Genomic DNA, 26,694 nt, shown 5'->3' with positions numbered 1-26,694 from the left:
GCCCCTCCCCTGGCCCGACCTCGGCCACCCGATGCCCGACCCCCGCGAGGCGGGCCCCGGCGCGGAGCCCGCCACCGACCTCGGCGTCCTCGTGCAGGCCGTCGACGAGGCCGCCCGCCGGGCGGGCATCGCCCGCGGGCCGTCCCCGTGGCTGAACCCGCTGCCCGACAAGATCACGCTGACGCCGCGGACCGCCGCCGGAGGCTCCGTCGTGGACGTACCGCCGGTCCAGTTCGGCGTCACCGACCTGCCCGCCGTGCAGTCCCGCGAGCCGCTCGCCCTCGACCTCGCGGGCGGCGGGCACCTCTACCTCGCCGGGTCCGCGCGGTCGGGCCGCTCCACCGCGCTGCGCACCATCGCCGGGGCCATCGCGGGCGCCTGCTCCCCCTACGACGTGCACCTGTACGCCGTCGACTGCGGCGCGAACGCGCTGCTGCCGCTCGGCTCCCTCCCGCACTGCGGCGCCGTCGTCGCCCGCGACCGGCCCGGCCGCTGCGAACGGCTGCTCGCCGCGCTGACCGCCGAGGTCGCCCGGCGCCACCGGCTGCTCGCCGAGGCCGGGTTCGCGTCCCTCGCCGAGCAGCGCGCCGCCGTCGCCGCCACCGACCGGCTCCCCTGGATGGTGCTGCTCCTCGACCGCTGGGACGGCTTCCTCGGCGCGTTCGAGCACCACGACCACGGCCGCCTCGTCGAGCAGGTCGTCCGGCTGCTCCGCGAGGGCGCCGCCGTCGGGCTGCGCGCCGTCTTCACCGGCGACCGCTCCGGCCTGGGCGGGCAGATCTCCACCGTCTTCGACCGCCGCCTCCTGCTGCGCATGGCGGACCCGAACGACTACGCGTACGGGGGCCTGCGGGACCGGCAGGTCCCCGCCGCGATGCCGCCGGGACGCGCCCTCGAACCCGCCGCTGCCGGCTCGCCGCCGCGCGTCTCGCAGATCGGCGTGCTCGGGGACGACGCGTCGGGCGCGGCGCAGGCCGCCGTGCTGCAGGAGATCGCGCGTGCCTGCGTGTCCCGGTACGGGCGGCTTCCGCGCCGCCAGCGTCCCCTGCGCGTGGACGAGCTGCCCGTCCGCGTCACCTACCGCGAGGCGATGTCGCTGGACCCCGACTTCCTCGCCCCGTCCGCCCTGTGGGCCCTCGTCGGCGTGGGCGGGGACACCCTCGTCCCCACGGGCGTCGACCTCCTCGCCGAGGGGCCGGGCCTCACCGTCGCCGGGCCGCCGCGCTCCGGGCGCTCCACGACGCTCCGGACGATCGCCCATTCGCTCCTCGATCCCGCCGTCGGCGGGGGTCTCGTGCCGGTCGTCCTCGTCACGCCGCGCCGCTCCCCGCTGCGGCTGCTGTCCGGGCACCCGGGCGTCCTCGGCGTCCTCACCCGCGACTCCGGCGCCGCCGACCTGACCGAGGCGATCGGCGACGAGCACCGCTACGCCGTCATCGTGGACGACGCGGAACTCCTCCGCGAAGGGCAGGGCGGGGAAGAGCTGGGCGGCGCGCTCCGCGACGTCCTGCGGACCGCGCGAGACGGGGAGCACGCCGTCGTCATCGCCGGGACCACCGCCGAACTCGCCCGGGGGCACGGGCACGGCAGGCACGGGGACTTCGTGTCGGACGTGGCCCGTTCCCACTCCGGCGTGCTGCTGTCCGTCGAGTCGCCCGAGGACGGCGCCCCGCTCGGCCTCCGGCTCCCCCGCAGCACGCCGCCGGGCGGCCCCACCGGCCGCGGCGTCCTCGTGGCGGCCGGCCGCACCGCGCAGATCCAGGTGGCGCTTCCGCCGCCCGCCGCCGACGCCTAGCCGGCCGGGGAAATGATGCGGGTCCCGGCCTCGGGGGGATGGGCCGGGACCCGCGGCTCGGTTTCGCACACCCGGGCCGAAGAATGGAGCCAATTCCCCTTCACCGCGGAGCGGAAAAGGCTCGTCATGGGCGCCAGCCTACGCCCCATCGATCACGTTGTTCCAGAGCGGGAACGCGAAACCTCCGGCCGCGAGGGCGCTTCCGGCCCGTCCCGACCCGTCCGGATGTGGCCATACCGGCATTCAGCACGAACGCCCACATGCCTTGTGACGAGGGTAAACACCGCCGGTCAGAATGCCGGGGCGCACGCTTTCACGTCCATTGGAAAAAGTGTCCGATGAACCCCGCCGGTCAGCGGGCCGGCTCGAAGGGGTCGTTCACCGGGCGCGCGTCCGGATCGAGCACGCGCTCGGCGACCAGCGTGATCTGCTGGCCCTCGGTCTCGAACACGAACCGGCGCCGCACCGACTGGGTGACCTTGCCGCTGCCGTAGCGGACGACCGTGTTCTCGACCGCCTCCAGCGTGATCCGGTCGCCCTCCCGGACGGCGTGCCCGCCGTCGAGGCTCGTGCGGGCGCCCGTGTAGGCGGGACCGCCCTCCACGGGAGCGCGGTTGCGGTTATGCAGCTCGCGCACGGCCCGTTCCTGGGAGCGCGCGAGCCGCGGCGAGATCCGGACGCCGTACACCTCGCGGGGCGCGGACGTCTGGTCGCGGTGGTGCTTCTGCACGAGCGCCTGCGACCGGTGCCGCAGCAGCGTCCCGGCGGCGATCGTGAGCTGGCGGGTGACGTCGGCGTCGACGTCGGGGTCCGTCCGCCGGTCGGCGGACGAGGAGGCCAGCAGGCAGGCGGACAGGGTGAACGCCAGGCCGGCCCGGAGCCACGGGCGCACCATCGGCCTCTCCCGCATAAGAACCGAGCAGATTCGTGCCGAAGGGTACACCCGTCAGCCCCTGCGGGAGCGGGGAAACGGGGACCGGGACGCCGCCCCCGCCACCCGGTGCCGCGAGCCCCGCGCGGGACGTCCCGCACCGGGGCCGGGGCCTTATAAGGAGGGGCTTACGAAAACCCGAAAAGCCCGTTATCTAGACTGCGCGTGCGAGGTTAGGGAGGAGACCCACGTGCGCAAGGTCCTGATCGCCAACCGCGGAGAGATCGCGGTTCGTATAGCCCGTGCCTGCCGTGATGCGGGCCTGGCCAGTGTGGCGGTGTACGCCGAGCCCGATCTGGAGGCGCTGCACGTTCGGGTCGCCGACGAGGCGTTCGCCCTGGGCGGGCAGTCCGCGGCCGAGAGCTACCTGGACATCGAGAAGCTGCTGAAGGTCGCCGCCGACACCGGCGCCGACGCCGTCCACCCCGGCTACGGGTTCCTGGCGGAGAACGCCGACTTCGCCACGGCCGTGCAGAACGCCGGGCTGACCTGGATCGGTCCGCCGCCCGAGGCGATCACCGCGCTGGGCGACAAGGTGCAGGCGCGGCACATCGCGCAGAAGGTCGGCGCGCCGCTGGTCGCCGGGACCAAGGACCCGGTGTCGGGCGCGGACGAGGTCGTCGCGTTCGCGGAGGAGCACGGCCTGCCGATCGCCATCAAGGCGGCGTACGGCGGCGGCGGGCGCGGCCTGAAGGTCGCGCGGACGCTGGACGAGGTGCCCGAGCTGTACGAGTCCGCCGTCCGGGAGGCCGTGGGGGCGTTCGGGCGCGGCGAGTGCTTCGTGGAGCGGTACCTCGACCGGCCGCGGCACGTCGAGACGCAGTGCCTCGCCGACAAGCACGGCAACGTCGTCGTCGTGTCCACCCGCGACTGCTCGCTCCAGCGGCGCCACCAGAAGCTCGTCGAGGAGGCCCCGGCGCCGTACCTGACCGACGAGCAGGTCGAGCTGCTGTACCGCTCGTCGAAGGCCATCCTCAAGGAGGCCGGCTACGTCGGCGCGGGCACGTGCGAGTTCCTCGTCGGCCAGGACGGCACCATCTCGTTCCTCGAGGTCAACACCCGCCTCCAGGTCGAGCACCCCGTCACCGAGGAGGTCACCGGGGTCGACCTCGTCCGGGAGATGTTCCGTATCGCCGACGGCGAGGAGCTCGGCTACGGCGACCCGGAGCTGCGCGGCCACTCGATCGAGTTCCGGCTGAACGCCGAGGACGCCGGGCGCGGGTTCCTGCCCGCGGTCGGCACGCTGACCGAGTGGGAGCCGCCCACGGGCCCCGGTGTCCGGCTGGACACCGGCTACGGCGCCGGGCAGACCGTCCCGCAGGCGTTCGACTCGCTGGTCGCCAAGCTGATCGTGACGGGCGCGACGCGCCGGCAGGCCGTCGAGCGGTCCCGCCGCGCGCTGGCCGAGTTCGTCATCGGCGGGATGCCGACCGTGCTGCCGTTCCACCGGGCGGTCCTGGACGACCCGGCGTTCGTCCCCGAGGACGACGCGACGCCGTTCTCCGTCCACACCCGGTGGATCGAGACCGAGTTCGACAACCAGATCCCGCCGTACGAGACGCCCGCCGCCGGAGACGACGCGGACGAGGGCGAGCGGGAGCGCGTCACGGTGGAGGTCGGCGGCCGGCGCATCGAGGTCGTGCTGCCCGCGGGCCTCGGCGCGTCCGCGCCCGCCGGCGGCGGCGCGCAGCCCGCCAGGCGGCGCGGGGCCAGGAAGGGCGGCGGCGCCCAGGCGTCCGGCGACTCCCTGGTCAGCCCCATGCAGGGCACCATCGTCAAGGTCGTCGCCGAGGACGGCGCGACCGTGGAGGCCGGCGACACCATCGTCGTCCTGGAGGCGATGAAGATGGAGCAGCCGATCACCGCGCACAAGGCCGGGACGCTCACCGGGCTGAGCGCCGAGGTCGGCCAGAGCGTCTCGTCCGGCGCCGTCATCTGCGAGATCAAGGACAGCTGAGCAGGGTCCGCCCCGCCCGTTCGCGGGCGGGGCGGACGCGTTCCGGCCCTGGCCGCGCCCCGTTCCCGGTCTGGGGTGCGGCCCCCATGCGCCCCGCCCGCAAATCAGTCGCTGGGATGAAGCGAATCCGGCTCTCACGTGGGCAGACTGGGAGCATGAGCACCGAGATCCGGGCCATCCGGGCGGCACGCCGGGGCGCCGTCTCGGCGATCATCGCCGCCGTCGCCTTGCCGGCGTTCGCCTTCACCGCCCCCGCACAGGCCGCCACGGGACAGCCCGCCACCACGCAGTCATCCACTTCTCAGACAGCCACCGTCCAGTCAGGCGCCGTCCAGACGGCCGCCGCACAGCTGCCGGCGATCCGCACGGCGGCCGCGGCCGACACCGTCGGCCAGATCGCCAAGGGCCTCATGGATTCGCGGCTCTACGTGACGAGCGGGGCCGGCGACGCCCTCTCCGCGGCCGACCAGAACGAGGTCGAGAACGCGCTGGCCGGCGCGTCCGACGCCGACATCCGCGCGGTCGTCGTGAGCGACAACGTGTCCAGCGCCGAGGTGGGGCAGATGCTCAAGGCCGTCGCGAACCGCGTCGGCGAGGGCGAGACCTACCTGGCCGTCACGGCGGACGGCTCCCGCATGAGCGGGATCTCGAAGAAGCTGAGCAGCACCGAGATCAACCAGCTCGTCACCCGCACCAACGGCGCGCCGCTCAAGGACCGGCTCGTCCAGTTCAGCGACCTGGCCGAGAAGAAGGCGGACGACAACGCCCGGTCGAGCGCGATCGGCGGCTTCGTCACGCTCAGCGTGCTGATCCTGCTGGCCGCGGGCGTGTCGGGCCTGTTCCTCGTCTCCCGCAAGCGGCAGCGCGTCCGCGCGGAGCAGGAGATGGCCGACCTCAAGAACGGCGTGCAGGAGGACGTCACGCTCCTCGGCGAGGACATCGCGCACCTCGACCTCAACGTCATGGACAAGGAGCTCGAACCCGAGATCCGCTCCGACTACGAGCGCGCCATGAACTCCTACGACGCCGCTAAGCGGGCGACCGAACGCGCCACGCGGCCGCAGGACATGCAGGACGTCACGACCGCCCTTGAGGACGGCCGGTACTACATGACCGCGACGCGCGCCCGCCTCGCCGGCGAGCCCGTGCCCGAGCGGCGTGCCCCCTGCTTCTTCAACCCGCAGCACGGCCCCTCGGTGGAGGACGTCATGTGGGCGCCCCCGGGCGGGACCGCGCGGTCGGTCCCGGCCTGCGCGGCCGACGCGGAGGCACTCCAGCACGGGGCGGACCCGGACGTCCGCATGGTCCCGTACGGCGGCGGACGGCGCCCCTACTGGGACGCGGGCCCCGCGTACGGCCCCTACGCCGGCGGCTACTACCGCGGCTACGGCGGCATCGACCTCCTCAGCGGCATGATGATCGGCACCATGCTCGGCTCGATGATGGGCGGCTTCGGCGGCTACGGCGGAGGCGACGCCATGGGCGGCTTCGGCGGCGACGGCGGCGACGTCGGCGGCGGCTGGGACTTCGGGAGCGGCGACTTCGGCGGCGGAGGCTTCGGCGACTTCGGCGGCTTCTGAGCCCGGGTCGTGAGCCTGAGGCCCCCGCCGGCCGGCGGGGGCCTCAGCCGTTCAGGGACGTACTGAAGGGGGCGCGTTCAGCCGGAGGGGGCGGCGGCCGTGTCGCAGCTGCACAGCGGAAGCTCGGGGCGGACCGGGACCATCGCGTCGGTGATGGAGACGAGGCTCGCGGCAACCCCCCAGGGCCGTACCGCCTCGTCGACGCGCCGGACCAGATCGTCGTCCCCGGTCGCCATGAGGGACGGCAGGTCCGCCAGGTCCCGGTCCGCCACCGCGTCGCGCAGCGCCACCTCGGTGACCGTCTGCGCGGCGGAGGACGGCGCGTCCGCGGCGGCCGCGTACGTGACGGGGTCGTCGGCCCCCATCACCGCGGTCGCCTTGACACGGACGTGCACGCCGTCCCTCGTGGTGGCCTTGAACCAGATGTCGTACGGCTGCGCGCCCATAGGAACGCGCACGCCGGTGTCCACGAAGGGGACGAGGAACCGCAGGCCGGGCTGCCGCACGCCGATCGTGCGGCCGAACCGCCGGACGACGAGGCGCTCGGACGCCCCGACCCTCCGGAGGCCGTAGGCGACCCCCACGGCAACGAGCAGCCCGAGGACGATCAGGAAGGCCGCCGGGGCGGCCAGGATCTCCGTCCGCTCCACCCCGACCTCCTCACTCAGCGCCGCCGGTATCCTCACCTTCCACCATCGGTGGTGAAACCCCCCGTCACCATTGGGCCCAGTGCTCATTGAGGTGGGTGCCGACCATGCAGACGGAACTGAGCCGTATGGGTGTCGCACCTGATTGGGGATCTGATGCATGGACAACGGCGGGTCTCGTGCGATGACGTGGTGCCATGACCGCGAGCAGCACCGGACCGGCGGCGGAGCCGGCCGCCGGGCACCCTGACACCGGGCCGGAGTCCGAGCATCAGCCGCGCCGCCCGAGGACGCCGGTGTCGGCCCTGTTCTGGCGCATCCTCGGCATCAACGGCCTGATCTTCGTGATCGGCATAGCCGCCCTGGCGCTGACGCCGCTCACGGTGTCGTCCCGGATCCTGCTGAGCGAGCTGGCGATCCTGGCGGTGGGCCTGGCGGTCATGGTGGCGGCGAACGCGCTGCTGCTGCGCGTCAGCCTCGCGCCGCTGGCCGGGCTCACGACCCTGATGGCGCGGATGGACTCGCTCCGCTCGGGCGACCGGCTCGCGACCACCCCGAACCGGGACCTGTTCCGGCTGGTCGACCAGTTCAACGCGATGCTCGACCGCCTGGAGGCCGACCGCAGCACCAGCACCGCCATGGTGCTGGACGCGCAGGAGGCCGAGCGCCGCCGCATCGCCCAGGAGCTGCACGACGAGATCGGGCAGAGCCTCACCGTCGTGCTGCTCGAACTGAAGTCGGTGGTGAGCAGGGCGCCGGAGGAGGTCGCGGAGGACCTGCGGGGCGTGCAGGAGACCGTCCGGTCGAGCCTGGACGAGGTGCGCCGGGTCGCGCACCGGCTGCGTCCCGGCGTCCTGGACGATCTCGGCCTGACCAGCGCGCTCACGTCCCTCGTCGGGGACTACTCCGAGACGGGCGGGCCGCGCGTGACCCGCCGCGTCCAGACCGGCCTGGAGGGCCTCGGCGGCGACGCCGAGCTCGTGATCTACCGGATCGCGCAGGAGGGCCTGACCAACGTGTGGCGGCATTCCGGCGCGAAGAACGCCGAGCTGTCGCTGACGCAGGACGAGGACGGCCGGGTGATCCTGCGGGTCGTGGACGACGGCTCGGGCCCGCCGACGAAGACCGGCACCGGCATCCGGGGCATGCAGGAGCGCGCGATGCTCATCGGCGCCCAGCTCACCATCGGCCCGGCCAACGGCGGCGGGACGGAGGTCCGCCTGGTGATCCCGCCCCCCGGCAGCCGCCGCAACCAGCACCCGGTCAAGGACTAGCGCGGGCCCGCACGACCCCGGAACCGCGCGGAACTACGGCTCGACGAGACCGACGCGGATGGCGTACTTGGTCAGCTCCAGCCGGTCGCGCATGCCGAGCTTGGCGAGGATGTTCGCGCGGTGCCGGTCGACGGTCTTGACGCTGATCGTCAGCAGCTCCGCGATCTCTTTGGACGAGTGGCCCTCCGCGACGAGCTTGATGATCTCCTCCTCGCGCGGGGTGAGCAGGCTGTCGGGGCCGTCGCCGTCCCGGTCGCGGCTCAGGTACTCGCGGATCAGCACGTTGAGGGCGCCCGGGTAGAGGAACGGCTCGCCCCGCATCGCGGCGCGGCAGGCGTGCAGGAGGTCGCGGTCGGCGACGGACTTCAGCACGTACCCGGACGCGCCGGCCTTGAGCGCCTCGAACAGGTACTGCTCGTTGTCGTACATGGAGAGGATCAGCGTCCGCACGGCCGGGAAGCGGCGGGAGATCTCCCGCGCGGCCTGGAGCCCGGTCATCCGCGGCATCGCGATGTCGAGGATCGCGAGATCGACCTCGGTGCCCGCGATCAGCTCGAGCGCCTCCGCCCCGTCCGCGGCCTCGGCGACGACCGTCAGGTCCGGCTCGGCGTCGAGGATCAGCCGGAGGCCGCGGCGGACCAGCGCATGGTCATCGGCCAGCAGTATCCGGGTGCGAGTTTCCCCAGCTTGCACCATCACCTCCGGTCGACCGGACCCATGGTATGCCTGCAACCAGGGAGCCGACCGGCGCCCGGCATAGATACATGTTCCTCCCGTGCCGATATGGGTGCTGCCCCCGATGCTGACTCGGGCATCCGCCGCAAAGACTGGACACCGTACGCAGAAAGGGGCGGACGCATGGCACAGCGATACGGCAGGGGCCTCGGAGCCCTGTCCAAGGCGCCGCGGAGGCCGTCCTGCGACGGGACCGTCCCCGGCGTTAGGAGGAGGAACCTATCAGCCAGCAGAATCAGGCTCTCCGGAAGCCGAAAGGAAACCATGCAAGCGCGGGACATCGCCGTACAGGTGCCGACCGTGACGATGAACGACCCGATCGCGCACGCGATCCAGGTCATGGCCCTCGGCCGCCTGCCCGGTCTGATCGTCGTCGACGCCGAGCAGCGGCCCCGGGTCGTCCTGCCCGGGACTCAGGTGTTGAAACTGGCGGTTCCCGCCGCCTACCAGGAGGACCTGGCCCTGACCCGGGCCGTGGACGAGGCGCACGCCGACGTGTTCTGGGAAGAGATCAGCGACATGCGGGTAGGCGAATGCCTCGGAACGCACACGGTCCGCCCGGTGACCGTGAAGGCGTCCTCGACACTTTTGGAGATCGCCACCCTTATGGCGCAGCAGCGCAGCCCGCTTGTCGCGGTGGTGGACGACGCGGGGTTGCTGGCCGGTGCCGTCACCTTGGACCGGGTGCTGTCCGCGTTGGCGCTGACCAGGCCCGACCCGGACGACTGAGGCAAGCGCAGGGACGGGGTACGCGCCCAAAAAGCGCCTGCCCGCCGGGCGCGTCATTTCGCCGTTCACCTTCTGACGGCGCACTGGAGAGGGATCTGACATGAGCGCCGTGCTGGCGCTCGTGATCTTCATTGTCGCGTTCTTCTTCATCGCGACGGAGAAGGTCGACAAGGTCAAGGTCGTACTGGTCGCCGCCGGCCTGATGACAATCCTCGGGCTGACGTCGGGCGGGGAGGTCTTCTTCTCCGAGCACGAGGGGATCGACTGGAACGTCATCTTCCTGCTGCTCGGCATGATGATCGTCGTCGGGATCATCAAGGGCACCGGCCTGTTCGAGTACCTGGCGATCTGGGCGGCGAAGAAGTCGAAGGGCAGGCCGTACCGGCTGCTGGTGATGCTGATGGCCATCACCGCGGTGGCCTCGCCGTTCCTGGACAACGTCACCACGATCATGCTGGTGGCGCCGGTGACGGTGGTGGTCTGCAACCGGCTGCGGATCCCGGCTCAGCCGTACCTCATCGCCGAGGTGCTGGCGTCGAACATCGGCGGCGCGGCCACACTGATCGGGGATCCCCCGAACATCATCATCGGCAGCCGCGCGGGGTTGACGTTCAACGACTTCCTCGTGCACATGACGCCGATCGTGGTGATCGTCTTCGTCACGTTCGTGGTGATGTCCCGGTGGATCTTCCGCAAGTCGTTCAAGTACGACCCGCGGTACGTGGACGAGGTGATGGCGCTGGACGAGCGCAAGGCCATCACCGACCACCGCCTGCTGGTGCGGTGCCTCGTCGTGCTCGGCTTGATCATCGTCGGGTTCTCGCTGCACTCGGTGTTCCACATCGAGCCCTCGATCGTGGCCCTCGTGGGCGCGGGCGTCATGCTGCTCGTCACGAAGGTCGAGGTCAACGACGTCCTCAAGGAGGTCGAGTGGGGCGTCCTGGTGTTCTTCATGGGCCTGTTCGTGATGGTGTCGGGCCTCGGGCACACCGGCGTGATCGAGAGCATCGGCACCTGGGCCGCGGACGCGATCGGCGACAACTACTTCGCCGCCGCGACCAGCCTGGTGTTCGGCTCGGCCGTGCTGGGCGCGTTCTTCGACAACATCCCCTACACGGCGACGATGGCGCCGATCGTGGAGGGGATGGCGGCCGGGGCCGACCCGCAGACCGCGGACGCCCTGTGGTGGTCGTTCGCGCTCGGGGCCGACTTCGGCGGTAACGGAACGGCCGTCGCCGCGAGCGCCAACGTCGTCGCGATCGGCATCGCCGCCAGGACCGGTCACCCGATCAGTTTCTGGCAGTTCACCCGCTACGGCATCGGCATCACGGTCGTCAGCACCGTGATGGCCTGGGTGTACGTGGCACTGCGCTACTTCTAGCGCACCCCTTCAGTCGGGGAAGCGGATGGCCGGGCACGCCCGTCAGTAGGCGTGCTCGGTCATCAGCCTTCTGGACGCCTCGGTGATGCTGCCCGACAGCGAGGGGTAGACCGCGAACGTCTGCGCCACCTGGTTGACGGTCAGGTGCTGCTGGACGGCCAGCGACACGCCCAGGATCAGCTCGCTGGCCCGCGGCGCCACGATGACGCCGCCGAGGATGATCCCCGTGGACGGGCGGCAGAACAGCTTCACGAAGCCGTCCTCGAAGCCCTGCATCTTCGCCCGCGCGTTCGTGAACAGCGGCAGCATGACCGTCCTGGCGTTCACGTCGCCCGAGTCGACCATCTGCTGCGTCACGCCGACCGACGCGACCTCCGGGTCGGTGAAGATGTTGGACGCGACCCAGCCGAGCTTGAGCGGCTGCACCGCCTCCCCCAGCGCGTGCCACATGGCGATGCGCCCCTGCATGCCCGCCACGGACGCGAGCATCAGGATGCCGGTGCAGTCGCCGGAGGCGTAGATGTTCGGGACGGACGTCCGCGACACCTTGTCGACCTCCACGAAGCCGCGCGAATCGCACCGGACGCCGACCTCCTCCAGGCCGATGCCCGTGGTGTTCGGCACCATCCCGACGGTCATCAGGCAGTGCGTGCCCTCGACCTTCGTGCCGTCCTCCAGCGTGACGATCACGCCGTTGCCCGACCGCTCCACGCCCGCGGCCCGGGACCGCGACATGACGTTCATCCCGCGCCGCAGGAAGACCTCCTGCAGGACGGCGGCCGCGTCGGCGTCCTCCGTCGGCAGGATCCGGTCGCGCGACGAGACCAGCGTGACCCGCGACCCCAGCGCCTGGTAGGCGCCGGCCAGCTCCGCGCCCGTCACACCGGAGCCGACGACGATCAGGTCCTCGGGGAGTTCGGGGAGGTCGTAGAGCTGGCGCCAGTCCAGGATGCGCTCGCCGTCCGGTTCGGCGCCGGGCAGGATGCGCGGGGTCGCGCCCGTCGCGATCAGGACTGTGTCGGCCCGGATGCGCCGGTCGCCGACCGCGACCACGTGCGGCTCCACCAGCCGGGCCTCGCCCCGGACGATCTTGACCTCCTCGTAGGCGAGCCGTTCGGCGACGTCGAACGACTGGGCCCGCGCGAGGTCCTTGACGCGCTTGTTGACGGTGGCGAGGTCGGCCTCCAGCGCCCCGACGATCCCGTCCGGGCCGCCGTTGAAGCGCAGGCCGAGGCCGGCCGACTCGGACATGACCGAAATACGGGTCGAGGTGGCGATGAGCGTCTTGGAGGGCACGCAGTCGGTGAGCACGCAGGCGCCGCCCGGACCGTCCCGTTCGACGACGGTCACGTCGGCGCCGAGCTGCGCGGCGACGAGCGCGGCCTCGTAACCGCCCGGGCCTCCTCCGATGATCACGATGCGGGTCACATCTTCCATTCTTTCCTACTCCCGGCAGTGAGATGTCCAGCCCGGGACCCGTCCGCCCGGAAAGGTCCCACCGGACGCCGCGCCGGCACCGCGCCGGACACCGCGACCGCGGATACGCGCCGCCCGCAATCCGCGCTTCGGGCCGGTCGCGGCCCGGCGGGTGGGTTAGCCTTGGCCAACGTGGCACTGTACGCGGCGTACGCCTCCAACATGGATCCCGAGCAGATGTCGAGCCGGGCTCCGCACTCGCCCATGCGCGGCACCGGCTGGCTGGCCGGCTGGCGGCTGACCTTCGGCGGCCAGGACAAGCACTGGGACGGGGCCCTCGCGACCGTCGTCGAGGACGGCTCCGAGCAGGTCTTCGTCGTCATGTACGACGTGCCCGCCTGGGACGAGAAGGAACTCGACGCCTGGGAGGGCGCCGCACTCGACGTCTACCGCAAGATCAGGGTGCGGGTGCAGACCCTCGACGGGGACGCGCTGTGCTGGCTGTACGTCCTGGACGACTACGAGGGCGGCCTCCCGTCCGCGCGCTACCTCGGCATCCTCGCGGACGCGGCGGAGAAGGCCGGCGCGCCCGACGACTACGTCAAGGACCTGCGCACCCGCCCCTGCAAGTCCCTCGGCGACTGAGGCCGGGCGCCGGCCCGGGGCGGGCCGATCGAGGTCGGGAGAAACCGCCTGTAGTGTCGGCCTTGTGAGCAACGACGCTTTTGCACTGTCGCGCGGCGCCGCGGACGAGCTGCGCACCCGCACCTCCTTCGACTCCTTCGACGTGGCCCTCGTGATGGGCTCGGGCTGGGTCCCGGCGGCCGAGGCGCTGGGCGACCCCGCCGCCGAGTTCGCGGTGACGGAGCTGCCCGGGTTCGCGCCGCCCGCCGTCGAGGGGCACGCCGGCCGGGTCCGGGTCGTCGAGGTCGGCGGGCACCGCACCCTGGTGTTCCTCGGCCGGACGCACCTGTACGAGGGGCACGGCGTCGACGCGGTGGTGCACCCCGTCCGGACGGCGCTGGCCGCCGGGGTGAAGACGGTGGTGCTGACGAACGCGGCGGGCACGCTGCGGCCCGAGCGCCAGCGGGTGGGCGACCCGGTGCTGATCGCGGACCAGCTCAACCTGACGGGCGCGAACCCGCTGACCGGCCCGACGTTCCTCGATCTGACCGAGGCGTACTCGGCGCGGCTGCGCGCCCTGGCCCGGGAGGTGGACCCGACGCTCGCGGAGGGCGTCTACGCCGCGTTCCGCGGCCCGACCTACGAGACGCCCGCCGAGATCCGGATGCTGCGGACGCTGGGCGCCGACCTGATCGGGATGTCGACCGTGCTGGAGACGGTCGCCGCGCGGCGCGGCGGCGCGGAGGTCCTCGGGATCTCCCTGGTCACCAACATCGCCGCCGGGCTCTCCGACGAGCCGCTGGACCACGAGGAGGTCCTCGCCGCCGGGCGGGCGTCCGCCGGCCGGATGGGCACCCTCCTCGCGACCGTCCTCTCCAAGCTCTGAACCGCCGGCCGCAGGGCAGGACCACGATATGAGCGATCTTCGCGCGCAGGCCGTGGAGTGGCTGGCGCAGGACCCCGACCCGGACACCCGCGCGGAACTCCGCGCGATCCTGGACGCGGGCGACGACCGGGCGCTCGCGGAGCGGTTCGGGGCGCGGCTGGAGTTCGGGACGGCCGGGCTGCGCGGCGAGCTGGGCGCGGGACCGAACCGGATGAACCGGGTGACGGTCATGCGCGCCGCCGCCGGGCTCGCCGCCCGGCTCCCCCGCGGCGGCCGGGTGGTCATCGGGTTCGACGCGCGGCACGGCTCGCGGCGGTTCGCGGCCGACACGGCCGCCGTGCTCGGCGGCGCCGGCCTGCGGCCCGAGGTGTTCGCCGACCCGGTCCCGACGCCCGTGCTGGCCCACTTCGTCCGGGCGCACGGCGACATCGTCGCGGGCGTCATGGTGACCGCCAGCCACAACCCGCCCCGCGACAACGGCTACAAGGTGTACTGGGCGGACGGGGCGCAGATCGTCCCGCCGCTGGACACCGAGATCTCCGCCGCGATCGACGCCGTCGGCCGGGTGGACGAACTGCCGCTCGCGGAGGACTGGCCCGTCCACGACGACGCCGCCCGCTACCTCGACGCGGTGTCGTCGCTGCGCCTCGGCGGCCCCGCCCGCGACTCCGGCGGGGACCTCTCGATCGTCTACACGCCGCTGCACGGGGTGGGCCGCGACGTCCTGCTCCAGGCGTTCGACCGGGCCGGTTTCCCCGCGCCGGCCGTCGTGCCGGAGCAGGCCGAGCCGGACCCGGACTTCCCCACCGTCGCCTTCCCGAACCCGGAGGAGCCCGGCGCGCTCGACCTGGCCCTCGCGCTCGCCCGCGCCCGCGGCGCCGACCTCGTGATCGCCAACGACCCCGACGCGGACCGCTGCGCGGTCGCCGTGCCGGGCGACGGCGGCTGGCGGACGCTGACCGGGGACGAGCTCGGGTGCCTGCTCGCCGAGCACGTCCTGCGGCACACCACCGGCGACGACCGCCTGGTCGTCACCACGATCGTGTCGTCCTCGCTGCTGCGCTCGATCGCGGCGGCGCACGGCGTGCGGTTCGCCGAGTCCCTCACCGGCTTCAAATGGATCATGAAGGCCGGTGATCCGGGCACCCGGTTGGTGTTCGGCTACGAGGAGGCCATCGGCTACAGCGTCGGCGACGACCGCGGCGTGCTCGTCAACGACAAGGACGGCATCGGCGCGGCGCTCGCCGTGGCCGCGATGGCCGCGCAGGCCCGGCGCGACGGCCGCACGCTCCTCGACCTCCTGGACGACCAGGCCCGCGAACACGGCCTGCACGCCACGTCCCAGCTCTCGATACGGGTGGACGACCTCTCGCTGATCACGTCCGCGATGAGCCGCCTGCGGGCCGACCCACCCGCCGACCTGGGCGGGCGTGCCGTCGAACGGTTCGACGACCTTTCCCACGGCGCGGACGGCCTGCCCCCCACGGACGGGCTCCGGTTCCGCCTGTCCGGAGGGTCGCGGGTGGTCATCCGCCCATCGGGGACGGAACCGAAGCTCAAGTGCTACCTGGAGGTCGTCCTACCCGTCGAGGACGACATCACGAAGGTCCGCGCGCGCGCCGCCGCCGACCTGGACGCCCTCCGCACGGACCTCTCCGCGCTCCTCAGGTGACGGCCTCACTCCACTGACGGCCCCCACTCAGCTGACGGCCCCCACGATGGCGACCACGACCAGTGCCGCCAGCGGGACCGCCAGCGACGCCACGGCCGGGACGGACCAGGTGACCGTCCCCCTTGCGGGTGCCTCGGCCTTCGCCTTGGCGGCGGCGGCCTTGTCCGGCGCCCCGGACCGCGTCTTCGGACGCTGCCGCTGGAGGATCTCGTTCAGCCGCTGCGCCGTGTACGCCGTCGGCGTGCGCCCCGTCAGGTCGAACCCCTGGGTCTTGGCCTGCTCCTTGCGGGCCCGCGCCTCCGCCTTGGCCTGGGCGCGCGGCGACGTCTGGTGCACCCAGGCCCGCGCCTCCAGCTCCGCTCCGTCCGGCCCGGTGAAACGGATCTTCACCGCGTTGGCGCCCTCGATCCCGCGGACCGCCGCCCACGGGACCCTGATGTCGCGGAGCGGGTTGCGTACCTCGACCTCGTCGTCGTCCGCGCGGATCACCGGCCGCAGCCCGACCGTGTAGGCGATCCCGCAGCCCAGGAGCAGCAGCACCCCGACGGTCAGCGCCGTCGGCGAGTAGGTCGGCTCGCCGGTGAGGCCGAACACCAGGTCGGCGATGTTGAGGACGGCGAACGTCAGCCACGCGTACGCCGCCACGCGCCCGGCCGTCGAGCGAATCGTCATGGCCCGATCATGCCAGGGGCCGGGCGCCGCTCCACTTGAGCTGCGCGAAACCGGGCTTGATCACGCCGTTGATGAGCTCCAGCCGCTCGTTGAACGGCACGAACGCCGACTTCATCGCGTTGACGGTGAACCACTGGAGGTCGTCCCACCCGTACCCGAACGCCTCGACGAGCTTCGCGAACTCCTGCGACAGCGTCGTCCTGCTCATCAGCCGGTTGTCGGTGTTCACCGTGACGCGGAAGCTCAGCCGCCGCAGCAGCCCGATCGGGTGCTCGGCGATCGACTTCGCGGCGCCCGTCTGGATGTTGGAGGTGGGGCACATCTCCAGCGGGATCCGCTTGTCGCGGACGTACCCGGCGAGCCGCCCGAGCTTGGCGTCGTCCCCCGCCGCCTCGATGTCGTCGATGATCCGCACGCCGTGCCCGAGCCGGTCGGCCCCGCACCACTGGATCGCCTGCCAGATCGACGGGAGGCCGAAGCCCTCGCCCGCGTGGATGGTGAAGTGCGCGTTCTCCCGCTGGAGGTACTCGAACGCGTCGAGGTGCCGGGTGGGCGGGTATCCGGCCTCGGCCCCGGCGATGTCGAACCCCACGACGCCCGCGTCCCGGTAGCGGACGGCCAGCTCCGCGATCTCCATGCTCCGCGCCTGGTGCCGCATCGCCGTCACCAGCGTCCCGACCCGGATGCCGAAGTCCCTGCGGCCCCGCGCGAACCCGTCGAGGACGGCCTCCACGACCTGCTCCAGCGACAGCCCCGCCGCGAGGTGCTGCTCGGGCGCGTACCGGACCTCCGCGTAGACGATGCCGTCGTTCGCGAGGTCCTCGGCGCACTCGTACGCCACCCGCGTGAGCGCCTCCGCGGACTGCATCACTCCCACGGTGTGGGAGAACGTCTCCAGGTACCGCTCCAGCGATCCCGAGTTGGCGGCGGCCTCGAACCATTCGCCGAGGGCCTCCGCGTCCGCCGCCGGCAGGTCCTGGTAACCGGAGTCCCGCGCGAGCTCCACGATGGTCGCGGGGCGGACCCCGCCGTCCAGGTGGTCGTGCAGCAGCACCTTGGGCGCGCGCCGGATGTCGTCGAGAGTCGGCCGAACGTTCATCCCTCGAAGCTACCCGGCCGGACGGGCCACGACCTCGTCAATTACCGCCAAGGCGGACGTGGCGTGTCGTCCGGCGGGTCCGCGGCACCGGGTCAGGGCTTGCGCGCCACGCCGACGTACAGGTCCGTCTCGGGAAGCTCCCCGCCGGCCGGCGCCAGGCGCGGCCGCCACCGGGCCACCGACACCACGCCGGGGTCGACCGGCTCCAGGCCGTCGAACAGGGCGGCGAGGCGCTCCGGGGTGTACAGGTGGATGGGCGGGTTGCCGAACGCCTCGTTGTAGGCGGCCGCGGCCCGGTCCATGTTCTCCGGCTTGATGACGTTGGTGTTGACGGAGACCGCGAGGAGACTGCCCGCGACGACGCCCTCCATGACCTTGTCGATCAGGGCCTTGGCCTCCGCGTCGTCACCGATGTGGTTGAAGACGCCGAGCATGATGACGCCCACCGGCTCGCCGAAGTCGAGCGTCTCGGCCGCGGCGGCGAAGATCTTGTCGGGGTCGTGCATGTCCGCGTCGATATAGTCGGTCGCACCCTCGGGGCTGCTGGTCAGCAGGGCGCGGGCGTGCGCGAGCACGATCGGGTCGTTGTCGACGTACACGATCCGGCACTCCGGCACCGCGCGCTGCGCCACCTCGTGGGTGTTGTCGGCCGTGGGAAGACCGGTGCCGATGTCGAGGAACTGCCGGATCCCGCATTCGTGCACCATGTATTCGACGGCACGGCCGAGGAACGCCCGATTATTGCGCATCTGGTCGACGAAGTCGGGTTCGGCCTCGATGACCTGTTCCCCGACGATGCGGTCGATCTCGTAATGGTCCTTGCCGCCGAGCCAGAAGTTGTAGATGCGGGCGGAGTGCGGCACATCTCCGCGGATGACGCCCTCAAGCGGGTTGTCGGAACGGCTTTCATCTGCGGTCATGACGGGAGCGTACGCCAGGAATGGGGGAATTGGGGAATAGGCGGGCGGTGCCGGATGCGCCGCGTTGTGAGCCGCCCGGGGCGAATGTCCCGGGCGGCTCTTCCGCGGGCGGCGCGCCGGACGGTCAGCGGCTCAGCCGCTGGTAGCGGCGGACGGCCAGCGGCAGGAAGACCACCGTGATCGCGATCGGCCAGACGACCGCCATGAGCAGGGCGTTCTGCTCGATCCACGTGTCGCCGACCGCCGCCGGGTTGCCGAACAGCTCGCGGGACGCGGTGACCGTGGAGGAGACCGGGTTCCACATCGCCAGCGTGCCCAGCCAGCCGGGCATCAGGGACGGCGCCACGAACGCGCTGGAGATCATCGCGAACGGGAACGCGACCGCGAACAGGCTCCCGGCCGCCTCCTCGTTCGGCACCAGGAGGCCGAGCAGCACCCCGATCCAGATCAGCGCGAAGCGGAGCAGGAGGAACAGCCCGAAGGCGGCGAGGGTGGCGAGCACCCCGCCGGTGGAGCGCCAGCCGATCGCCAGCGCGGTCAGCGCCAGGACGACGAGGTCGAGGCACGCGGCGATGAGGTCGCCGACGCCCCGTCCCGTGACGACGGCGGAGGGCGCCATCGGCATCGAGCGGAACCGGTCGGTGACGCCCCTCGTGCTCTCGTAAACGACGACGTAGGCGGTGTTCATGAAGCCCATCGCCATCGTCATGCCGAACATGCCCGGCATCAGGAACTCGCGGTAGTCGCCGCCGCCGGGGACGGACATGGCGCTGCCGAACACGTACCCGAACAGCAGCACCGACACGATCGGGAACCCGAGCTGCCAGGCGATGTTGCTCGGCTGCCGCACGTAGTGGGTCAGGCCGCGCAGGACGATCGTCCAGCAGTCCGCGACGGCCCAGTAAAGGCGCCCGGCGAGCCCGTCCTCGCCGGCCGCCGCGCCCTTCGCGGTGACTCCGCTCCGGGCGGTGACGCTGCTTTCGGCGCTCACGCTTCCACCTTCTTCTCGTCGTCCTGCTTCTTCTCGTCGTCCTGGGCGGGGTGTCCGGTGAGGCGCAGGAACACCTCGTCCAGCGTGGGGCGGCGCAGCCCGATGTCCTCGACGGCGACGCCGTCGTCTTGGAGCGTGCGGGCGACCTCGGTCAGCGCGGCGACGCGTTCTGTGACGGGGGCGTGCACCCGCGCGGCCGTCTCGTCCACCTGCGGCTCGGCGGACGAGACGCGGGCCACCGCGGCCGCCGTGGCGGGCAGGTCGGCGGGGTCGCGCACCACCACCTCGATGCGGTCGCCGCCGATCAGCCGCTTCAGCGACCCGGGCGTGCCGTCGGCGATGACCCGGCCGTGGTCGAGGACGGCGATGCGGCCGGCGAGCTGGTCGGCCTCGTCCAGGTACTGCGTCGTCAGCAGGACGGTCGTGCCCTGCGCGACCAGCGACCGGACGGACCGCCACACCTCGTTGCGGCCGCGGGGGTCGAGCCCGGTGGTCGGCTCGTCGAGGAACAGGACGTCCGGCGCGAGGATCATGCTGGCGGCCAGGTCGAGCCGCCGGCGCATCCCGCCGCTGTACTGCTTGACCCCCTTGTCGGCGGCGTCCAGCAGGTCGAACCGCTCCAGCAGCTCGTCGGCGCGCTCCGCCGCCCGGCGCTTGCCGAGGTGGAAGAGCCGGCCGAACATGCGGAGGTTCTGCCGTCCGGTGAGGACCTCGTCCACCGCGGCGTGCTGCCCCGCCAGCCCGATCCGGCGGCGCACCTGCCGGGGGCGCGCGGCGACGTCCAGCCCGGTGACCTCGGCCCGCCCGCCGTCCAGCCGGACGAGCGTGGCCAGGATGCGGACGGCGGTGGTCTTGCCGGCCCCGTTCGGGCCGAGCAGTCCGTACACCATGCCTTTCGGCACGGTCAGGTCGAAGCCGTCGAGCGCGCGTTTCTCCCCGTAGTGCTTGCGGACCCCCTCGGCGAGGATCGCGTTTTCCGGCATGCCGTCTCCCTTCGCGTACACCATACGCGGGTTAGCGTACGCCATACACTAAATGAGCGCGATAGCTTTGCCGAAGGCACCGGCCGGTGCCGCGCACGGACCCGCAGGACGGAAGATGACCAAGGAGCCCGACGGCCGCGACCTGAACCTCAGCCTGAAGCTGCTGTGGGGCGGCCGGACCCGGCCGCAGCGGGGCCGGCCGCCGACGCTCAGCCTCGACCGGATCGTCGCGGCGGCCGTCGAGGTCGCCGACGAGCTCTCGCTCACCGAGGGGCTCGAGGCGCTCTCCATGCGCTCCATCGCGACCCATCTCGGCGTCGGGACGATGTCGCTCTACCGCTACGTCCCGGGCAAGAGCGAACTGCTGGACCTCATGCTCGACCACGTCATCGAGGTCCCGGAGACCGACCCCGGCGACGTCCGCGGCTGGCGCGAGATCCTGACGGAGGGGGCGCACCACCACTGGAAGCTGTGCATGGACCACCCCTGGTACCCGTTCGTGGACCAGAGCCGCCCGCTCCTCGGCCCGAACAGTATGCGCGGCCTCGACCGGTTGTTCAGCCTCCTGCGGCCCACGGGCCTCGACGACCGGACGCTGATGATGATGATCGGCGTCCAGGGCGACTACGTGGACGGCCTCGCGCGCGGCTACATCAACGAGCGCCGGGCCGAACGCCGCACCGGCGTCAGCAACGAGGAGTTCTGGCAGGCCCAGGCCCCGACCCTGGTCGACGCCATGAACAGCGGCAGGTTCCCCACCATGGCCGCCCTCTCGGAGAGCACCTTCGACTTCACCTACGAGCAGCTCTTCGAATTCGGCCTGGCCCGCCTCCACGACGGCTTCGCCGCCTTCATCGACCGCGGCGCCCGCCCGGCCTGAGCCCCGCGGAACCGTCGGTGGCGGGGAGCATGATGAGGGCATGGCTGATGGAGCACCGAACGAGCGGCCGGGAGTACGGGACTGGCTCGACGGCCTGGACGGGGACGTCCGCGGTCAGGTCGAAGACCTCGCCGCGCTGGTCGGCGCGACCGATCCGCGGCTGGAGCAGGCGGTCAAGTGGGGGCGGCTGACCTTCACGGTGTCGGGCGACTGGCACCACTGGCTGTGCGGCATCGCCGCGACGAAGAAGGGCGCCAAGGTCGTCTTCCACAAGGGCGTGCTCCTGGAAGACCCGCACCGGCTCCTGACGGGCTCCGGGCGCTACGTCCGGGAGGTGCCGGCCGAGGTCGCACTTGGCGCCCCCGAAGCGATCACCGACCTGGTGGGCGACGCCGTCACCCACCAGACGGACATGCTGGACTGACGGGCCGCACATGCTCCTGGTGACCTCTCAGCGGTCGGCGCGTCAGGCGGTGTGCTCGGCGAGGCGGCGGAGCAGGGTCACGAGCTGCTCGCGTTCGGCCTCGGCGAACGGACCGAAGATGGTCTCGCCCACCTGCTCGGCGACGCCCCGCGCCTCCGCGAGGGTCTGCTCTCCCCTGGGCGTCAGCACGATCGCGTAGGCGCGCCGGTCGTGCGGCACGCGCTCGCGGGAGACCAGGCCGCCGTGCTCCAGCTCGTCGATGAGCCGCACCATCGTGGACTTGTCGATGCCGATGCGCCCGATCAGGTCGCGCTGGCTGACCGGGCCGTAGATCGGCAGCGCGACCATGACGGTGAACCGCCGGACGTCGATGCCCAGCGGGCGCAGCGCCTCGTTCATTCGCTCCCGGCTCTGGTTGTGGGCCTTGGCCAGCAGCATGCCCAGCCCGGCCTGATCGGCGGCGCGGCCGCCCTCCCCGGACAGGAGGCGTTCGAGCAGGTCCTCCAGCATGGGCACCACTCTAGTAGCACCTGATATAGTCTCAGATGAGATTATCTCGCGTGGGCGGCACCTCGCGATCGACAGGAGACGTTCATGTCCGATCTCACCCGGCGGCGCACCCTCAAGCTGGCCGCCGCGACCGGCATGGCCGCGGCCGCCGCGTCCGTGCCGCTCCAGGGGCGCGACGCCGCCGCGAGCCCGCGCCGCCCCTCGTACGGACGGATCGACACCCACCACCACGCCGTCCCGCCCAAGATGCGGCAGTGGGCGGTGGATCAGGGCATCATCCCGCCGGACGACGTCCCCCGGTGGGCCCAGTGGACCCTGGAGGAGACGCTCGCGACCATGGAGGCCAACGGCATCGCCATGGGCGTGGCCTCCGCCCCCGTACCGCCCGAGATATTCGCGGACCGCGGGGTCGCCGAGTCGGGCGTCCGCGTGTGCAACGAGTCGCTGGCGGAACTGGTGCGCGACAACCCCACCCGGTTCGGCTTCTTCGCCAACGTCGCCATGCTCCACCCGGACCTGGCGCTTGAGCAGGTCGCGTACGCGCTGGACGAACTGGGCGCCGCCGGGGTGCTGCTCACCACGTCGGCCGGCGGGCGCTACCTCGGCGACCGGACGTTCGACCCGCTGCTCGCCGAGCTCGACCGCCGCGGCGCCGTCGTGTTCACCCACCCCTTCGCACCCCAGGGGATCGTCGAGGTCCCCGAGGTCGGCGAGTGGCTCGGCGACTTCCTGCTCGACACCACCCGCACCGCGCTCAGCCTCATCGCCTCCGGGGCCATGGACCGCTACCGGAGGCTGTCGGTGATCCTGTCCCACGGGGGCGGGTTCCTGCCCTACATGGCCGGCCGCGCCGAACGCTGGGGCAGGGAGGACGGCGGCCCCGACCCGCAGAGGTTCCGGCGGGCGCTCCGCCGCTTCTACTACGACACGGCGCTCCCGATGTCCCCGTACGCCACCCCGACCCTGATCGGCGCGGTCGGCGCCGAACGCGTCCTGTTCGGCACCGACTGGCCCGCCAACTCCGCCGGCGAGGTGGGCATCAACACCGCGGACTTCGACCGCGACCCCGGTCTCGACCGCCGCGCACACCGGGCCATCTCCCGCGACAACGCCCTGCGCCTACTCCCCGGCCTCGCGAAACACCGCCGCTGACGCGCACCTAGCGCCCCGCGGCCGGCCGCCCGGCCCAGGTCTTCGCGAAAGCCTGGACGGCGCGGCCGGCCGCCGTGCTGAGCAGCGGCCGCCAGGTGGCGAACAGGGCGGTCAGGGCTTCGCCGTGCGCGACCCGCAGGTCGGGGGATGCGGCGAGGACGTCCAGTTCGTTGGCCACGGTGAGTTCGGCGAAGTCGCGGCGCCGCTCCTGGGACGGGCGGTGGACGGCGCCGGTGAAGCGGTCGGTGAACGGTCCGTCGGCCGATGCCAGGTGCGGATACGTCCGGGAACGGTCGCAACTGGCGTACAGGTACACCAGCGCCTCGGCCTCCGCCCCGATGACGTCGATCAGCTCCCCACGCCGGTCCGGGTCGCCCAGGGCCTCGGCGAAGCCGTCGGTTCCGTAGAACGCGTGGCACAGGCCCGCCAGCCGCAGCTCAGGACGCGCTCCCCATTCGCCGAGCGTCGCGTGCACGCGGCGCAGATGCGCATAGAGCGTGCCGCCCGGATGCTCCAGCCGATCCGCTCCCCGTGCGAGGAGGAGTCCGGCCGCGGAATCGGTCGGCATGGGCGCACCTCCCAATGGTCGGCACCCGTCCGCCTCCCCGATCGTCGTCCGCCGTATGTCCCGAGTCACCGGCGGGCGGCGCCGGGTGCCGCGGACGGGTTGCCGCCGCGTTCGGACCGGCCGGCCCGTCCGCTCAGCCTGGCGCCCGGACACCCTCCAGTCAATTCTTGGATTTGCTAAGGCAACTCCAAGTGTTAACTTGGGCCGATGACGCTCGACGATCTCCGGGTCTTCATCGCCGTGTGCGAGACCCGCAACCTCAGCGCGGTCGCCCGGACGCTCTCCTGCAGCCAGTCGGCGGTCAGCCAGCACGTCCGGCGGCTCGAACGCGAGCTGGGGCTCACCCTGATCGAGCGGCGGCCCCGCGGGGTCTCGCCGACGGACGCGGGCCGCATCCTGTACCGGGCGGCGCTCGGCGGCATCACCGGCCTCGACTCCGCCGTCCGCCGCCTGCGCGAACTCCGCGACGGGGACGGCGGGACCGTGAAGGTCACCACCGGCGGCGTGACCGTCCGGCACTTCATGCCGGACGCCATCACCGCGTTCCGCGACCGCCATCCCGAGGCGACGCTGGACTTCCAGTCCGCCCACTCCACCCGCCGCTGCCTGGAGCTCCTGCAGAACGGCCAGGCGGACCTGGCCTGGATCACGCTGGGGGAACCGGCCCCCGGCGTGCAGCAGCGGCCGGTCATCGACCTGCCGTGGGTGCTGGTGGTCAACGCCCGTGACCCGCTTGCGGGAAGAGAGACGATCGATCCGAGCGACCTGCGTTCGATCCGCCACATCGCGCATCCGGCCAACTCGGCCTCGCACCGGCGCCTGGCGGAGAACTTCGTGCGGCTCGGATGCACGCCCGAACGAACCGTCGGGGTGGCCGACTGGGACACCGCGGTCCTGCTCGCCGAACTCGGCGTCGGCCACGCCGTGCTGCCCGCACTGCCCAGGCTCGCGCTCTCCCCGGCCGCGCCCGTGCGGACGATCCCCATTCCGGCGCTGTCCCCCATCACGGTCGGCTGGGCGGCCCGTCAATGGGACGCGCTGAGCCCGCTCGCCACCGAGTTCGCCGAACTCGTCACCGCCGACCAGGCCCGGCTCAGCACGGAACAGACCGGGACCCGATAGCCCCCTCAGAACGCACGCGGAGGCGGCCCGCTTACATTGCGGGCCGCCGTCCCCCGCGCCGGGCCCTACGCCTTCGCGTAATCGCCGATCCCGCCGGCGAAGTCGAGTACGACGGCCGGCTCGTCGCCTACGACCCAGGCGTCATGGCCGGGCTCGACCACGAACACGTCCCCGGCGTCGACCTCCGCCTCGGCGCCGTCCCGCATGCGGATGCGCAGGCGGCCTTGGATGACGTACCCGTTGTGGTGGACTTCGCAGAGCTCGGTGCCGGCGATGTCCTTGACCGACTCCGTCCAGCGCCAGCCGGGCTCGAACGTCGCCTTACCGAAGACCAGGCCCGTCATGTTGACGATCTCCAGGTGCCCCATCGGGAAATCCCGCCGATCGTCCGGCTTCTCGATGCTCTTGACTTCCGTCATGTTCGGCCTCCCGTTACACCAGCGTGGCCGCGCCGCCGCTGCGGCCGCTTCCACTCGACAAATGTGGTCTCGGGTCTCGCCGCCGGACATGAGCCCGTGCATCGCCGCACAGTACGCCCTATTTCCAGTCGAACACCGGCCCCGCCCGCCGGTCAATGCCGCCGCCACGTGCGGACGTTCCCCTTGTCTCCCGCCTTTCGGCAAAGGGAATCTCCGTAGGCGGCGCCGCGGAAACGCAGGGCAAAGCCACCCGGGCACCGCCGGCTACGGGGTGATCACGATCTTGCCGATGTGCGTGCCGCGGCGGAACTCGGCCTGCGCGTCATGGATGTCGCCCAGCCGGTACCCGGCCGCGATCCGGGGGCGCAGGGCACCGCCGCGGGCCAGCCTCGCCAGCTCCGCGAAGTGGGCGGGGGTGTGCATCGAGGAGCCGATGAGGCTGAGGTTGTGCAGGTAGAGGCGCCGCAGGTCGAAGGGGACCACGGCCCCGGCGACGGCGCCGGCGATGACCCAGCGGCCGCCGTCGCGCAGCTCGGGCAGCACCCGCTCCAGCCAGGGGCCGCCCGCCACGTCCGCGACGGCGTCCAGCCCGCCGGGCGCCGCCGCGCGCAGCTCACGCTGCAGCCCGGCGGGATCCGCGTCCCGGGAGATGGTCGCCGCGGCCCCGGCCTCCCGCAGCGCCGCGGCCTTGGCGCCGCCGGTCAGCGCCACCACTCGCGCGCCGCGGGCCACGGCGAGCTGGACGAGGGCGAAACCGACACCGCCGGACGCGCCCGTGACCAGGACCGATTCGCCCTCCCCGATGCGGGCGCGCTCCAGCATCCCCATCGCCGTGCCGTAGGCGACGGGCAGCGCGGCCAGTTCCTCGTCCGACAGCGGCGAGTCGCTCATGTCGTGGACGCGGTCGGCGCCGACCGCGACATAGGTCGCGAACCCGCCGTCCGCCTCGCTGCCGAGCAGCCCGACCGGCACCGCGTCCTCGTGCCCGTCCGCGTAGAAGGCGGGATCGACCAGCACCCTGCGGCCCGCCAAGTCCTCCGGGACGCCGGCGCCGACCGCGCCGACGGTACCGGCGATGTCCCCGCCCTGGACCCGGGGGAAGTCGACCGGGCCGCGCCATCCGGCCTTCGCATCGGGACGGCCGGGCAGCCCGTACGCGCCCTCCCGCGTCCAGATGTCGGTGTTGTTCAACGCCGCCGCGCTCACCCGTACGAGCACCTGGCCGGGGCCGACCTGGGGCACCGGCCAGTCCTCCCGCACTTCAAGAGCGTCCGGCCCGCCGTGCCGGCTCAGCACGGCGGCGGTCATGAAGTGATCGTTTCCCACC

26 protein-coding genes are annotated in these 26,694 nt (G+C 72.4%); 13 read left to right on the top strand and 13 right to left on the bottom strand.

Annotated features, from left to right (window positions below; all coding sequences use genetic code 11):
- A partial coding sequence (locus E1266_RS19415; protein WP_279436333.1) for an FtsK/SpoIIIE domain-containing protein occupies positions 1-1,795 on the top strand: 1,795 nt, incomplete at its 5' end.
- 352 nt (positions 1,796-2,147) lie between these two features.
- On the opposite strand, the gene E1266_RS19410 is transcribed toward E1266_RS19415, so the two are convergent.
- Positions 2,148-2,690, bottom strand: coding sequence for a hypothetical protein (locus E1266_RS19410; RefSeq protein ID WP_132048924.1), 543 nt, complete (start codon positions 2,688-2,690; stop codon positions 2,148-2,150).
- Between the two features lie 226 nt (positions 2,691-2,916).
- Here E1266_RS19410 and E1266_RS19405 point away from each other — a divergent pair, with 226 nt between their 5' ends.
- Positions 2,917-4,683: a biotin carboxylase N-terminal domain-containing protein gene (locus tag E1266_RS19405; RefSeq protein WP_132048922.1), complete on the top strand. Its 1,767-nt coding sequence runs from the start codon at positions 2,917-2,919 to the stop codon at positions 4,681-4,683.
- A gap of 155 nt (positions 4,684-4,838) precedes the next feature.
- Positions 4,839-6,263, top strand: coding sequence for a hypothetical protein (locus tag E1266_RS19400; protein WP_132048920.1), 1,425 nt, complete (start codon positions 4,839-4,841; stop codon positions 6,261-6,263).
- Between the two features lie 77 nt (positions 6,264-6,340).
- Here E1266_RS19400 and E1266_RS19395 read toward each other — a convergent pair whose 3' ends face one another.
- Positions 6,341-6,913: an SPFH domain-containing protein gene (locus E1266_RS19395; RefSeq protein ID WP_165966136.1), complete on the bottom strand. Its 573-nt coding sequence runs from the start codon at positions 6,911-6,913 to the stop codon at positions 6,341-6,343.
- A 194-nt stretch (positions 6,914-7,107) separates the two neighbouring features.
- Here E1266_RS19395 and E1266_RS19390 point away from each other — a divergent pair, with 194 nt between their 5' ends.
- Positions 7,108-8,184 (top strand): sensor histidine kinase, encoded by a 1,077-nt coding sequence (locus E1266_RS19390; protein WP_132048916.1) that lies wholly within the window; start codon positions 7,108-7,110, stop codon positions 8,182-8,184.
- Positions 8,185-8,217: 33 nt separating this feature from the next.
- Here the strand turns inward: E1266_RS19390 and E1266_RS19385 are convergent, their stop codons facing one another.
- On the bottom strand, positions 8,218-8,880 hold the full coding sequence (locus tag E1266_RS19385) for a response regulator transcription factor (protein WP_132048914.1): 663 nt from the start codon (positions 8,878-8,880) through the stop codon (positions 8,218-8,220).
- A 303-nt stretch (positions 8,881-9,183) separates the two neighbouring features.
- Here E1266_RS19385 and E1266_RS19380 point away from each other — a divergent pair, with 303 nt between their 5' ends.
- Together E1266_RS19380 and E1266_RS19375 are read left to right on the top strand one after the other, a co-directional pair.
- Positions 9,184-9,648 (top strand): CBS domain-containing protein, encoded by a 465-nt coding sequence (locus E1266_RS19380; RefSeq protein WP_132048912.1) that lies wholly within the window; start codon positions 9,184-9,186, stop codon positions 9,646-9,648.
- 100 nt (positions 9,649-9,748) lie between these two features.
- A complete protein-coding gene (locus E1266_RS19375) occupies positions 9,749-11,029 on the top strand; it encodes an ArsB/NhaD family transporter (protein ID WP_132048910.1) in 1,281 nt (426 codons plus the stop codon).
- Between the two features lie 42 nt (positions 11,030-11,071).
- Here E1266_RS19375 and E1266_RS19370 read toward each other — a convergent pair whose 3' ends face one another.
- Positions 11,072-12,457 carry an NAD(P)H-quinone dehydrogenase gene (locus tag E1266_RS19370; protein WP_132048926.1) on the bottom strand — a complete coding sequence of 462 codons (1,386 nt, stop codon included), beginning with the start codon at positions 12,455-12,457 and terminating at the stop codon, positions 11,072-11,074.
- 180 nt (positions 12,458-12,637) lie between these two features.
- Here E1266_RS19370 and E1266_RS19365 point away from each other — a divergent pair, with 180 nt between their 5' ends.
- The 3 genes from E1266_RS19365 to E1266_RS19355 all read left to right on the top strand — a co-directional run bounded on the left by E1266_RS19365 (position 12,638) and on the right by E1266_RS19355 (position 15,627).
- Positions 12,638-13,090, top strand: coding sequence for a gamma-glutamylcyclotransferase (locus E1266_RS19365; protein ID WP_132048908.1), 453 nt, complete (start codon positions 12,638-12,640; stop codon positions 13,088-13,090).
- Positions 13,091-13,154: 64 nt separating this feature from the next.
- Positions 13,155-13,955, top strand: a complete 801-nt coding sequence (locus E1266_RS19360) for a purine-nucleoside phosphorylase (protein WP_132048906.1) — start codon at positions 13,155-13,157, stop codon at positions 13,953-13,955.
- 28 nt (positions 13,956-13,983) lie between these two features.
- Positions 13,984-15,627, top strand: coding sequence for a phospho-sugar mutase (locus E1266_RS19355; RefSeq protein ID WP_132048904.1), 1,644 nt, complete (start codon positions 13,984-13,986; stop codon positions 15,625-15,627).
- A 27-nt stretch (positions 15,628-15,654) separates the two neighbouring features.
- Here the strand turns inward: E1266_RS19355 and E1266_RS19350 are convergent, their stop codons facing one another.
- The 5 genes from E1266_RS19350 to E1266_RS19330 form a co-directional block, all read right to left on the bottom strand.
- Entirely contained in the window at positions 15,655-16,299 is a 645-nt protein-coding gene (locus E1266_RS19350; RefSeq protein ID WP_132048902.1) for a PH domain-containing protein, read from the bottom strand.
- A 7-nt stretch (positions 16,300-16,306) separates the two neighbouring features.
- The gene (locus tag E1266_RS19345) at positions 16,307-17,398 is read right to left on the bottom strand and encodes an adenosine deaminase (protein ID WP_132048900.1); all 1,092 of its coding nucleotides are present in this window, start codon (positions 17,396-17,398) and stop codon (positions 16,307-16,309) included.
- Between the two features lie 92 nt (positions 17,399-17,490).
- Complete coding sequence (locus tag E1266_RS19340; RefSeq protein ID WP_132048898.1) at positions 17,491-18,318, bottom strand: SAM-dependent methyltransferase; 828 nt, start codon at positions 18,316-18,318, stop codon at positions 17,491-17,493.
- A gap of 124 nt (positions 18,319-18,442) precedes the next feature.
- Positions 18,443-19,309 (bottom strand): ABC transporter permease, encoded by an 867-nt coding sequence (locus E1266_RS19335; RefSeq protein WP_132048896.1) that lies wholly within the window; start codon positions 19,307-19,309, stop codon positions 18,443-18,445.
- Positions 19,306-20,292: an ATP-binding cassette domain-containing protein gene (locus tag E1266_RS19330; RefSeq protein ID WP_132048894.1), complete on the bottom strand. Its 987-nt coding sequence runs from the start codon at positions 20,290-20,292 to the stop codon at positions 19,306-19,308. Before E1266_RS19330 ends, E1266_RS19335 begins: the two co-directional genes overlap by 4 nt.
- Positions 20,293-20,407: 115 nt before the next feature.
- On the opposite strand from E1266_RS19330, the gene E1266_RS19325 reads away from it, so the two are divergent.
- Positions 20,408-21,172 carry a TetR/AcrR family transcriptional regulator gene (locus E1266_RS19325; RefSeq protein ID WP_132048892.1) on the top strand — a complete coding sequence of 255 codons (765 nt, stop codon included), beginning with the start codon at positions 20,408-20,410 and terminating at the stop codon, positions 21,170-21,172.
- Positions 21,173-21,212: 40 nt separating this feature from the next.
- Positions 21,213-21,596: a DUF1801 domain-containing protein gene (locus E1266_RS19320; protein ID WP_132048890.1), complete on the top strand. Its 384-nt coding sequence runs from the start codon at positions 21,213-21,215 to the stop codon at positions 21,594-21,596.
- A 42-nt stretch (positions 21,597-21,638) separates the two neighbouring features.
- Here the strand turns inward: E1266_RS19320 and E1266_RS19315 are convergent, their stop codons facing one another.
- The gene (locus E1266_RS19315; protein ID WP_132048888.1) at positions 21,639-22,106 is read right to left on the bottom strand and encodes a MarR family transcriptional regulator; all 468 of its coding nucleotides are present in this window, start codon (positions 22,104-22,106) and stop codon (positions 21,639-21,641) included.
- 84 nt (positions 22,107-22,190) lie between these two features.
- Here E1266_RS19315 and E1266_RS19310 point away from each other — a divergent pair, with 84 nt between their 5' ends.
- On the top strand, positions 22,191-23,258 hold the full coding sequence (locus E1266_RS19310; protein WP_132048886.1) for an amidohydrolase family protein: 1,068 nt from the start codon (positions 22,191-22,193) through the stop codon (positions 23,256-23,258).
- 7 nt (positions 23,259-23,265) lie between these two features.
- Here the strand turns inward: E1266_RS19310 and E1266_RS19305 are convergent, their stop codons facing one another.
- A complete protein-coding gene (locus E1266_RS19305; protein ID WP_132048884.1) occupies positions 23,266-23,826 on the bottom strand; it encodes a DUF6817 domain-containing protein in 561 nt (186 codons plus the stop codon).
- Positions 23,827-24,033: 207 nt separating this feature from the next.
- On the opposite strand from E1266_RS19305, the gene E1266_RS19300 reads away from it, so the two are divergent.
- Entirely contained in the window at positions 24,034-24,948 is a 915-nt protein-coding gene (locus E1266_RS19300) for a LysR family transcriptional regulator (protein WP_132048882.1), read from the top strand.
- 65 nt (positions 24,949-25,013) lie between these two features.
- Here the strand turns inward: E1266_RS19300 and E1266_RS19295 are convergent, their stop codons facing one another.
- Positions 25,014-25,367: a cupin domain-containing protein gene (locus tag E1266_RS19295; protein ID WP_132048880.1), complete on the bottom strand. Its 354-nt coding sequence runs from the start codon at positions 25,365-25,367 to the stop codon at positions 25,014-25,016.
- Positions 25,368-25,631: 264 nt separating this feature from the next.
- Positions 25,632-26,693, bottom strand: coding sequence for a zinc-binding dehydrogenase (locus tag E1266_RS19290; protein WP_243718600.1), 1,062 nt, complete (start codon positions 26,691-26,693; stop codon positions 25,632-25,634).
- Position 26,694: the final 1 nt, after the last annotated feature.

The sequence above is a fragment of the Actinomadura sp. 7K534 genome (assembly GCF_004348575.1).
GTDB classification, from domain to species: domain Bacteria; phylum Actinomycetota; class Actinomycetes; order Streptosporangiales; family Streptosporangiaceae; genus Spirillospora; species Spirillospora livida.
The sequence above is the reverse complement of the archived record's forward strand: the minus strand, read 5'-3'. Positions and strand labels throughout refer to the sequence as shown.

Excerpts from the sequence above, each read along its gene's own strand:
- E1266_RS19410 (WP_132048924.1), bottom strand. The coding sequence starts at position 2,690 with ATGGTGCGCCCGTGGCTCCGGGCCGGCCTGGCGTTCACCCTGTCCGCC.
- E1266_RS19400 (WP_132048920.1), top strand. The coding sequence starts at position 4,839 with ATGAGCACCGAGATCCGGGCCATCCGGGCGGCACGCCGGGGCGCCGTC.
- E1266_RS19390 (WP_132048916.1), top strand. The coding sequence starts at position 7,108 with ATGACCGCGAGCAGCACCGGACCGGCGGCGGAGCCGGCCGCCGGGCAC.
- E1266_RS19385 (WP_132048914.1), bottom strand. The coding sequence starts at position 8,880 with ATGGTGCAAGCTGGGGAAACTCGCACCCGGATACTGCTGGCCGATGAC.
- E1266_RS19380 (WP_132048912.1), top strand. The coding sequence starts at position 9,184 with ATGCAAGCGCGGGACATCGCCGTACAGGTGCCGACCGTGACGATGAAC.
- E1266_RS19375 (WP_132048910.1), top strand. The coding sequence starts at position 9,749 with ATGAGCGCCGTGCTGGCGCTCGTGATCTTCATTGTCGCGTTCTTCTTC.
- E1266_RS19355 (WP_132048904.1), top strand. The coding sequence starts at position 13,984 with ATGAGCGATCTTCGCGCGCAGGCCGTGGAGTGGCTGGCGCAGGACCCC.
- E1266_RS19350 (WP_132048902.1), bottom strand. The coding sequence starts at position 16,299 with ATGACGATTCGCTCGACGGCCGGGCGCGTGGCGGCGTACGCGTGGCTG.
- E1266_RS19345 (WP_132048900.1), bottom strand. The coding sequence starts at position 17,398 with ATGAACGTTCGGCCGACTCTCGACGACATCCGGCGCGCGCCCAAGGTG.
- E1266_RS19340 (WP_132048898.1), bottom strand. The coding sequence starts at position 18,318 with ATGACCGCAGATGAAAGCCGTTCCGACAACCCGCTTGAGGGCGTCATC.
- E1266_RS19330 (WP_132048894.1), bottom strand. The coding sequence starts at position 20,292 with ATGCCGGAAAACGCGATCCTCGCCGAGGGGGTCCGCAAGCACTACGGG.
- E1266_RS19325 (WP_132048892.1), top strand. The coding sequence starts at position 20,408 with ATGACCAAGGAGCCCGACGGCCGCGACCTGAACCTCAGCCTGAAGCTG.
- E1266_RS19320 (WP_132048890.1), top strand. The coding sequence starts at position 21,213 with ATGGCTGATGGAGCACCGAACGAGCGGCCGGGAGTACGGGACTGGCTC.
- E1266_RS19315 (WP_132048888.1), bottom strand. The coding sequence starts at position 22,106 with ATGCTGGAGGACCTGCTCGAACGCCTCCTGTCCGGGGAGGGCGGCCGC.
- E1266_RS19310 (WP_132048886.1), top strand. The coding sequence starts at position 22,191 with ATGTCCGATCTCACCCGGCGGCGCACCCTCAAGCTGGCCGCCGCGACC.
- E1266_RS19305 (WP_132048884.1), bottom strand. The coding sequence starts at position 23,826 with ATGCCGACCGATTCCGCGGCCGGACTCCTCCTCGCACGGGGAGCGGAT.
- E1266_RS19300 (WP_132048882.1), top strand. The coding sequence starts at position 24,034 with ATGACGCTCGACGATCTCCGGGTCTTCATCGCCGTGTGCGAGACCCGC.
- E1266_RS19295 (WP_132048880.1), bottom strand. The coding sequence starts at position 25,367 with ATGACGGAAGTCAAGAGCATCGAGAAGCCGGACGATCGGCGGGATTTC.